Raw genomic sequence first — 7,625 nt, 5'->3', positions numbered from 1 at the left:
TTCCAGTTGGTAAACCTTATTGCTGATAGGTTGCTCCTCAGCAGAGCCTACTTCCTCTTCAGATTTACAATCCTAAGATAATACAATTACTAGATAAAAATCACCAACTATTTTTGACATCATTACCAAAGAAAAAGCTTTGATTTAATTCAAAGGTCGGGAGATTCTGTAATAACAGTCTTGGTCTAAACCAATGTCAGAATTTTACATTGTTGTATAGCTTACTGAAATTGGTGGGGTCAATTCCTAAATAGGAAGCAATATATTTGTGGGGGACAAGCTGAAGTAAATGAGGGCTTCTTTGACAGAATTTTTTATACCTTTCTTCCATTTTTAATGAATGGAGCTCCACATGCCGGGTTAATACTCCTGCTAAAACCGCTTCTGTCATTTTTCTAAATAAACGTTCTATTTGATGTGACTGGTCAAATAATGTCTGTAAATCATCATATGATAAATATTCCATTTCACTGTCTGTTAAACAGCTGAGGTAATAGCTTGAGGGTCTTTGAAAGGAAAATGAATCAGGAATAGCGCACAAATTAGGAGAATAAGTAAAAGCTATGACATGTGTGTTTCTTTGGGTTTCAAAACAGGACATCTGAACCCCGCTTTTAACAAAAAAAAGCTCCTTCTGAATTTGTCCCGGAGCTGTTATTAGATCTCCTTTTTTGAAATTCCTGCTTTTTAGATTTTTGGTCAGCAAGCTGTAATCTTCTATACTGAGATCGTGAAAAAGTTTGAAAAACTCATATTGTTCCATAAAACATAGTTTCTGAAGTTTTCATCTAAGGCTACTTTATTTTTCGATATTTCGCATCCTCTTAAGAATTATTCATTCCGTTTTTCACCTTACATTCAGGCATGTGCCTCACAGGAAAGTTGCAGGAGTTAGCGATGAAACACATTTTGTTTGCTTCTTTATGTAGTTCATTTGCCTTATCTATTTGTGCCGGATCTGTAATAATTACAGTGGGTCGTAAAACAACTTCTGTAAAGTGCCCTCCACTTTCTTTTGTTTCTTCCATTGTCCCGCTTGCCTTGTCTGTATAATCCACCACTATTATTCCATTTACTGCGCATAAATGCAGGTACCATAGCATATGGCAGGCTGATAATGATGACACTAAAAGATCTTCAGGATTATGTCTGGAACTATCACCCAAAAATGCCGGGTCTGATGAAGCCAAAATATCTGGTTTATTGTCAATAGAAATGGTGTGGTTACGATCGAATGATCGATAGTCTTTTGTTCCGAGTCCTTTATTGCCGATCCAGACAATCGTGGCATTATAATGATGTGTTTTTGCCATACTTTTTTGGTCTTTAGGGTGGGTGTTTGTTCGTAAATGTGTTTTTTAATCGTTCAATACATTGATAACTAATTTTCCCCTGGCTTTTCCATTTCCGAGACAGGCCAGCGCATCAGGAACCTCTTCTAATGAATAACTTTTATCAATAATAGGTTTTACTTTTCCTTCTTCAAAAAGCTCCTTAATAAATGCTATGTCCTTGTTGGCTTCATGTATTAAAACACTTACTTTTTTATTTTGGCTCCCTGAAATTAATGAACCGAATATTGCTGTTTGAAGAAGTGTAGAAATACTGCCTCCAACAATCACACAAATGCCATTGGCCATTAATGATTTTTTATATTCAAAAACTGAACGAGATGCTACCACATCAATAATCAGATCATAACATTGCCCGTTTTTAGTAAAGTCTTCTTGTTTATAATCAATCACATGATTCGCTCCTAATGAGCTGAGCATTTCTAATTTTTCAGCACTGTCTACAGCGGTCACTTCTGCCCCAAATAATTTCGCCATTTGAACTGCAAAAGTACCAACGCCTCCACCAGCACCAATAATTAAAACCTTCTCCCCTTTTTTAAGCTGTTTTTTATCCCGAAGGCTTTGGAGGGCGAGTACAGCCGCATGCGGAGTGGCAGCAGCTTCCTCAAATTTCATACTTGCTGGTTTTAATGCTAATGTGTTTTCAGGAACACAAACATATTCAGCAAAGCCTCCCCAATATGTGGAGATATCACCAAATACCTCATCTCCCAATTTAAGTTGCTCCACTTTTTTGCCAACGTCCTCTACCCGTCCGGCAATATCACAGCCTAATATATTGTGTTTTGGTTTAAAAATCCCAAACAATAAGCGATACAAATAGGGTTTTCCGGTAAGAAGATCCCAGTCCCAGGAATTTACAGATGCAGTATGAATTTTTACCAAAACCTCGTTCTCTTTGGGAATCGGTTTATCTAGCTCTTTCAGATGAAGAACTCCTGGCGTGCCATATTTGGTGTAGACAATTGCTTTCATTTTCGATAAAGGATACTGAAGTTAAGAATAATCACATGCTAAATTAGCATTTTATTGACTCCATTTTCTCCTTTTCGATTTGCTTGTCACCCCAGATGCGTAAATAATTTATAAAAGGAATAAGTTCTGCTCCCGTTTCCGTTAGTGAATATTCCACTTTAGGTGGCACCTCGTGATATACTCTTCTATTAATGAGATTGTCGCTTTCCAATTCTCTTAGTGTTTGTGTCAGCATTTTAGGAGTAATATCTGTCAATGCTTTCCGAAGTTTACCATACCGCATTATCGTTTGATCATTTAAGTACCATAAAATTCTGCCTTTATATTTTCCTCCAATCCTTCTGAAAGCATAATCCACTGAACAAACAGCTTCGTTAACATATTTTTTCATTTTTTTTTACGGTTTTAGTATTGATAATCAGCAATAGTATGCTTTTAGATACTAGTATACAAAAAAGTGCATACTTGTTTGAAAGATAGTGATAAAATACTTTTGTCTTTCACTTAAAAATAAATGAATGAAATCAATAGTAATCAAAAATAGCTATGGTCTGGACAATGTGAGTACAGAAGAACAACCTATACCCACTATACAATCAAATGAGGTCCTGGTAAAAATTAAATCCATATCACTTAACCAATTGGATTTAATGATTGCCAAAGGTGCATTGGGTACAAAGCTTCCCCATGTGCTGGGATCAGATGCTGTAGGAGTTGTGGAAAAAACAGTTAACAGTATATCCAAATTTAAAGTTGGAGATGTCGTTTCAACCCATTTTATTCAATCGTGGCAGTCGGGAAATTTACAAGCCTCCAACCTCCTAAATAGGTTGGGTACGGATGTACCAGGTGTTTTTTCAGAATATATAGCTTTATCCGAAGATTCTCTGGTTAAAATTCCTGCGAATCTTACTACTGAAGAAGCTTCCACTTTACCTATTGCAGGACTTACTGCCTGGGAAGCCCTTTTTAATGTCGGTGGCTTAAAGGAAAAACAAACTGTTTTGTTACAAGGAACAGGTGGGGTGTCAATTTTTGCCTTGCAATTTGCCAAATCAATTGGGGCAAAAGTGATTATTATTTCAAGCTCCGATGAAAAGATTGAGAAAGCCAAATTATTAGGGGCTGATGAAGCTATTAATTATAAAACAAACCCTGATTGGCCTAAAAAGGTGTTGGAATTAACCAAAGGAGCCGGTGTGGATTTAGCTTTGGAAATGTCATGGGCGGAAATTGGCAAAACGACTACAGTAATGAGGTTTGGAGGAAAAATTGCTGTCGTTGGTTTGTTAGGCGGTGCCAATGTAAATTTATCAGTATTTGATATTAATCAAAAAAATCTCTCTATAATAGGCGTACAGGTTGGTTCAAAAGCTTCTTTTGAAGAAATGAACAAAAGAATCGAAACTCATGATATTAAGCCGGTAGTGGATAAATTTTTTCCGCTTTCCGAGCTTTCTGAGGCTTTAGATTATTTTGACAAAGGAAAACATTTTGGAAAAGTTGTCCTCACGTTTTAAAGTTTATACGCTATCCAGATAAAGGATAGCGTATTTTTACTGCTCTGAACTTACCTGTTCTCTTTCAAAATTAAAAGATGAGACAATAAAACAATGGGTACTACCACTGCAGGCAGCAAGGTAAAAGGAAACTCCAAAATGGCCACATTCGGCTGCTCATGTGCTAATTGTTGAATTGGTGATGGAAGTGACAGAATAGCTATCATGACAATTACAGTTAAAAACCCAATACCAAGAATATTCCAGATTCTCAACAATCGCTTATTGATATTTCTTTTGACAAAAGCCAAATAAAAAACCAACATGATAGCAGAAAGACCTATGACTATATCAAAGTTCCAGCCTTCATAGGTCATAATAACAGGAACCTTTCCATGGAGAAAAAGCTGGTAAAGGGTAATTTCCACAGGAAGTCTTACAATATGGATTGCCACCAACACATTCCGCTTTACTTTCGCGATTTCTATTTTTTTATAGAAATAAATGGTATAAAATATGGCCGGTACAATTACTAACAGCATTCTTGGCGGCAAAGTCTCTGTATTTAGAAAAAATCCGGAATATGAGAGTACTGCTATAAAAACTGCCCACAAACTAAAGAAAATCAAAACTTTTTTGTCTTTGCCTGTACCCAGAAAAAATAGTACAAGCGATAAAAGAGTAATTCCAATAAAAGCGAATTGTAGTGTTTTCATAACGATCCGGAGAGAGAATTAATGGTTAAACTGTCTCAAGTGGTGATCTGCATGTTTGTAAATATATTGTCCAATTTGATCATTGCTCATTTTACCAAAGAAAGGATGTACAAAATGAGGGTTTGAAAACCTGATGTATTCATTGAGCAATTCAATCCACTTGTTTTTTTCTGCTTCAAAATTACCTGAGCCTGTAATTTTTAGTTCCGGATGGGTTGGTCCATTCGGTTTCAACCTGCTTTCATCTTTAAGAATGCTTTTTAAGGCCATTTTACCAAAAAGTCTTCCAATGAAGAGTCTTTCATATTTCTTTCTTCCTAAAAACATTTCTTCACTTAAAGTACAATGTTTCAGCATTTGGTAAGCATCCATTTTACCCCATTGCGCTTTGCTCTGAGGAGTAAGTGAATTGATTCTATCAATCATTTCCACAACTGTGTTTTTGTCGAGTATAGATTTCATCTTTTTGTTTTGGATCAAATCTATCGCTTTAAGAATAAACTCCTCTTGCCATATGACAAGAAAGTCCGTTGAGGATTAATATTCCAAAAAAACTTAACTAGGGATAAATCTGAAATTTATTCACTAGCGATTTCTTTACGGATTCGACTAAGGGATGTATCAGTAACACCTAAATAAGTTGCCAATTGTTTTAAAGGTACATTTTGGACTATTTGAGGTTTTTCCTTTACCAGTTTTTTATACCTTTCTTTTGCCTGATCTGTAATCATGGAGATACTATTCTGCTTTAGGGCAAAATAACTTCCTACAAGCCGTGCCCGGCCATGCTCCCTAAAGGTTTCTATGCTGTGAAACAAGTGCTGAAAAGTTTCAAAATCCAGTTGCCAACAAATACAGTCCGTTAAAGCCTGAATGTTTTCTCTTGTTGAATTTCTTAAAAAGAAAGAGGGCCAGTCAATGACCACATCTCCCACAGAATAAAAATTAGTGCTAATGTCTTTCCCTTCAGGATCTGTTGCAAAAGAACGAACAAAGCCTTTTTCAATAAACCAGTATTGATTGGCTACTTTACCTTCATTGAGGAGAAAGTCATTTTTCAGAAAATCTACTTTTTTATATTTTGGGAGAATGATTTCCAATTCTTCTTTTTTGAATTGTTGGTCGTTGAAGATGTTTGTCAGAAAGTGCTTTTCGTTCATGATATTTCTTTGAAGGGTTGGGGGTTGCGAATAACTTGGATCTCTATTTTCACTTCTCCTGATCAGCATATCTCCAATAGGAAACAGTAGCGATATAGCCCAGTACACTTGTCAGGATTAAGATTAAGTAACTATATGTATCAAGTTGTTCTTTATATTCTCCTCCGGCACCACTAAAAAGTCCCGGAACCGACCAGGGAAAATAATAGCCAAAGCCTGTGGCGGCTATTATCTGAGAAAATACTAGGGCCAAAGCAACAAAACCTAAAGGCCCCAGATATCCTTTGCTCCAAATGGCCATAAATGCCACCGGGGTGCCTATTATAACAGTTAAAACTGTGGTAAGAAAATAATTTGTGGCATGTGCAGTGATCAGGTCAGTTGTAGGTGCGGGTAATTGTAAAAGTAAGCCAATAAGCGCCCCCACAACTAAGTTAGAAACCGTAAGGACAAAGCACCAAATTACATAAAGGCTATATTTCGCATTTAAAATTTTTATCCGTGAAGTGGGCAATGCTAATAAATCCTTGGCTGTATCATCAGAATATTCTCTTCCGAAAATCCAGCTGGCTACAAATCCGAATATTAAAACACCACCTACAGCTACTGCCTGTGTCAAAATTTCCAAATAGGAGTTCCAGTTAGCTGAAAAATTCATCATTTGTGCTTTAGCACTTAAAGCCCCGGCATTTTCTATGGCAACAGGATCATTGAGAATTAACATGAATACTCCTCCCATAATGGGTGCTAATGAAAAAGCAATAAAAGTGACCCACACAATTTTGGCGTGCCTGATCTTCAATAGCTCTGCTATAAATGCTTGTTTCATCTTATATTTCTCAAAAAATACATTTCTAAATCTTCGGTGAATAGATAGAGCTGCTTCGGAGGAAACCCCGCCTCTGTCAGTATCCTCGATAAATTTTCAGGTTGGAGAATGGCTTTCTTTTCATTCAACTCGATTTCATTTTCATCATTTATAACTGCCGCATAATTATTGCTTGATAAGTACTTAATGGCCGCTGTATTATCTGTAGTTTGTACCACTACTTTTTTGATAAGCTGTTCTGAAAGCTCCTGATTAGTAAGCTCTTTAATTAACTTTCCATTACGGATAATACCAATTCTGTTAGCAATTTTGGAGACCTCTCCTAAAATGTGACTTGAAAGAAAAATAGTAGATCCGTTCCTGGCTAGTTTCTTTAGCAATTCTCTTACTTCTACTATTCCTTCCGGATCCAATCCATTAATGGGCTCATCTAAAATTAATAATTGAGGTCTGTGCATAAGGGCTTTTGCCAGACCTAAACGTTGTTTATTTCCCAAAGACAAATGTTTGGCTTTTACATTTTTATATTTAACTAGCTTCAAATCCTGTATAATACTTTCTAGCAAGGAAAGATCATTCAGCTGACGCAGATGATAATAGACTTTCAGGTTTTCAACCACAGACAGATTGGGATAGGAGTTTGGTGTTTCTACCAGGTAGCCGACATTATTCCATAAGTTAAATCTCGGGTTCATCTTTTTTCCGAAAAGGCTAAGCTCTCCTTCATCAGGCTTAATCATTCCCAGCAACATCCTTATTAATGTGGTTTTTCCTGCACCATTGAGACCAATAAATCCATAGATTTCTCCCTCATTCACATGAATACTAATGTTATCCGAGGCGGGAGTAACTCCATAGAATTTTGAAAGGCTTTCGGTTTTAATTATTTCCAAAGGTTCAGTGATTTTTGCCTATAAAGCGCTACGATTATTAAATAAGAAGTTCGTTTACACTCTTCCATTTAAATATAATCATTTTATAAACAAAGATGCTTTTTTAAAACAGAAGGATCGGAAGTAGCATAAACAGAATAAATAAACAAGGGACAGCAAATATTCTTTTATTTGTTTAAATTAAGCATAAATTTAAAC

General features: G+C 36.2%; 10 protein-coding genes. 1 reads left to right on the top strand and 9 read right to left on the bottom strand.

Going from position 1 to position 7,625, the window contains the following annotated elements; translation table 11 throughout:
• Positions 1–196: 196 nt before the first annotated feature.
• From JKA74_RS19135 to JKA74_RS19120, 4 genes are all read right to left on the bottom strand, one after another.
• Positions 197–763 carry a Crp/Fnr family transcriptional regulator gene (locus JKA74_RS19135; RefSeq protein ID WP_201432856.1) on the bottom strand — a complete coding sequence of 189 codons (567 nt, stop codon included), beginning with the start codon at positions 761–763 and terminating at the stop codon, positions 197–199.
• A 61-nt stretch (positions 764–824) separates the two neighbouring features.
• Complete coding sequence (locus tag JKA74_RS19130; RefSeq protein WP_201432855.1) at positions 825–1,313, bottom strand: OsmC family protein; 489 nt, start codon at positions 1,311–1,313, stop codon at positions 825–827.
• Positions 1,314–1,358: 45 nt separating this feature from the next.
• Entirely contained in the window at positions 1,359–2,330 is a 972-nt protein-coding gene (locus tag JKA74_RS19125; RefSeq protein ID WP_201432854.1) for an NAD(P)-dependent alcohol dehydrogenase, read from the bottom strand.
• 43 nt (positions 2,331–2,373) lie between these two features.
• On the bottom strand, positions 2,374–2,721 hold the full coding sequence (locus JKA74_RS19120) for a winged helix-turn-helix transcriptional regulator (protein ID WP_201432853.1): 348 nt from the start codon (positions 2,719–2,721) through the stop codon (positions 2,374–2,376).
• Positions 2,722–2,848: 127 nt separating this feature from the next.
• On the opposite strand from JKA74_RS19120, the gene JKA74_RS19115 reads away from it, so the two are divergent.
• Positions 2,849–3,850 (top strand): zinc-dependent alcohol dehydrogenase family protein, encoded by a 1,002-nt coding sequence (locus JKA74_RS19115; RefSeq protein ID WP_201432852.1) that lies wholly within the window; start codon positions 2,849–2,851, stop codon positions 3,848–3,850.
• A 50-nt stretch (positions 3,851–3,900) separates the two neighbouring features.
• Here JKA74_RS19115 and JKA74_RS19110 read toward each other — a convergent pair whose 3' ends face one another.
• The 5 genes from JKA74_RS19110 to JKA74_RS19090 form a co-directional block, all read right to left on the bottom strand.
• Entirely contained in the window at positions 3,901–4,545 is a 645-nt protein-coding gene (locus tag JKA74_RS19110; protein ID WP_201432851.1) for a hypothetical protein, read from the bottom strand.
• Positions 4,546–4,563: 18 nt separating this feature from the next.
• On the bottom strand, positions 4,564–5,007 hold the full coding sequence (locus JKA74_RS19105; RefSeq protein WP_201432850.1) for a DUF1569 domain-containing protein: 444 nt from the start codon (positions 5,005–5,007) through the stop codon (positions 4,564–4,566).
• A 116-nt stretch (positions 5,008–5,123) separates the two neighbouring features.
• Positions 5,124–5,705, bottom strand: a complete 582-nt coding sequence (locus JKA74_RS19100; RefSeq protein WP_201432849.1) for a Crp/Fnr family transcriptional regulator — start codon at positions 5,703–5,705, stop codon at positions 5,124–5,126.
• A gap of 49 nt (positions 5,706–5,754) precedes the next feature.
• The gene (locus JKA74_RS19095; protein WP_201432848.1) at positions 5,755–6,534 is read right to left on the bottom strand and encodes an ABC transporter permease; all 780 of its coding nucleotides are present in this window, start codon (positions 6,532–6,534) and stop codon (positions 5,755–5,757) included.
• Positions 6,531–7,427, bottom strand: a complete 897-nt coding sequence (locus tag JKA74_RS19090; RefSeq protein ID WP_201432847.1) for an ABC transporter ATP-binding protein — start codon at positions 7,425–7,427, stop codon at positions 6,531–6,533. Before JKA74_RS19090 ends, JKA74_RS19095 begins: the two co-directional genes overlap by 4 nt.
• Positions 7,428–7,625 lie beyond the last annotated feature (198 nt).

The organism is Marivirga aurantiaca (genome assembly GCF_016679925.1).
Classification (GTDB): Bacteria; Bacteroidota; Bacteroidia; order Cytophagales; family Cyclobacteriaceae; genus Marivirga; species Marivirga aurantiaca.
Note: the sequence above shows the minus strand (reverse complement) of the source record. Positions and strands in the feature narration are given on the sequence as shown.

Excerpts from the sequence above, each read along its gene's own strand:
- JKA74_RS19100 (WP_201432849.1), bottom strand. The coding sequence starts at position 5,705 with ATGAACGAAAAGCACTTTCTGACAAACATCTTCAACGACCAACAATTC.
- JKA74_RS19115 (WP_201432852.1), top strand. The coding sequence starts at position 2,849 with ATGAAATCAATAGTAATCAAAAATAGCTATGGTCTGGACAATGTGAGT.
- JKA74_RS19095 (WP_201432848.1), bottom strand. The coding sequence starts at position 6,534 with ATGAAACAAGCATTTATAGCAGAGCTATTGAAGATCAGGCACGCCAAA.
- JKA74_RS19105 (WP_201432850.1), bottom strand. The coding sequence starts at position 5,007 with ATGAAATCTATACTCGACAAAAACACAGTTGTGGAAATGATTGATAGA.
- JKA74_RS19120 (WP_201432853.1), bottom strand. The coding sequence starts at position 2,721 with ATGAAAAAATATGTTAACGAAGCTGTTTGTTCAGTGGATTATGCTTTC.
- JKA74_RS19125 (WP_201432854.1), bottom strand. The coding sequence starts at position 2,330 with ATGAAAGCAATTGTCTACACCAAATATGGCACGCCAGGAGTTCTTCAT.
- JKA74_RS19130 (WP_201432855.1), bottom strand. The coding sequence starts at position 1,313 with ATGGCAAAAACACATCATTATAATGCCACGATTGTCTGGATCGGCAAT.
- JKA74_RS19135 (WP_201432856.1), bottom strand. The coding sequence starts at position 763 with ATGGAACAATATGAGTTTTTCAAACTTTTTCACGATCTCAGTATAGAA.
- JKA74_RS19110 (WP_201432851.1), bottom strand. The coding sequence starts at position 4,545 with ATGAAAACACTACAATTCGCTTTTATTGGAATTACTCTTTTATCGCTT.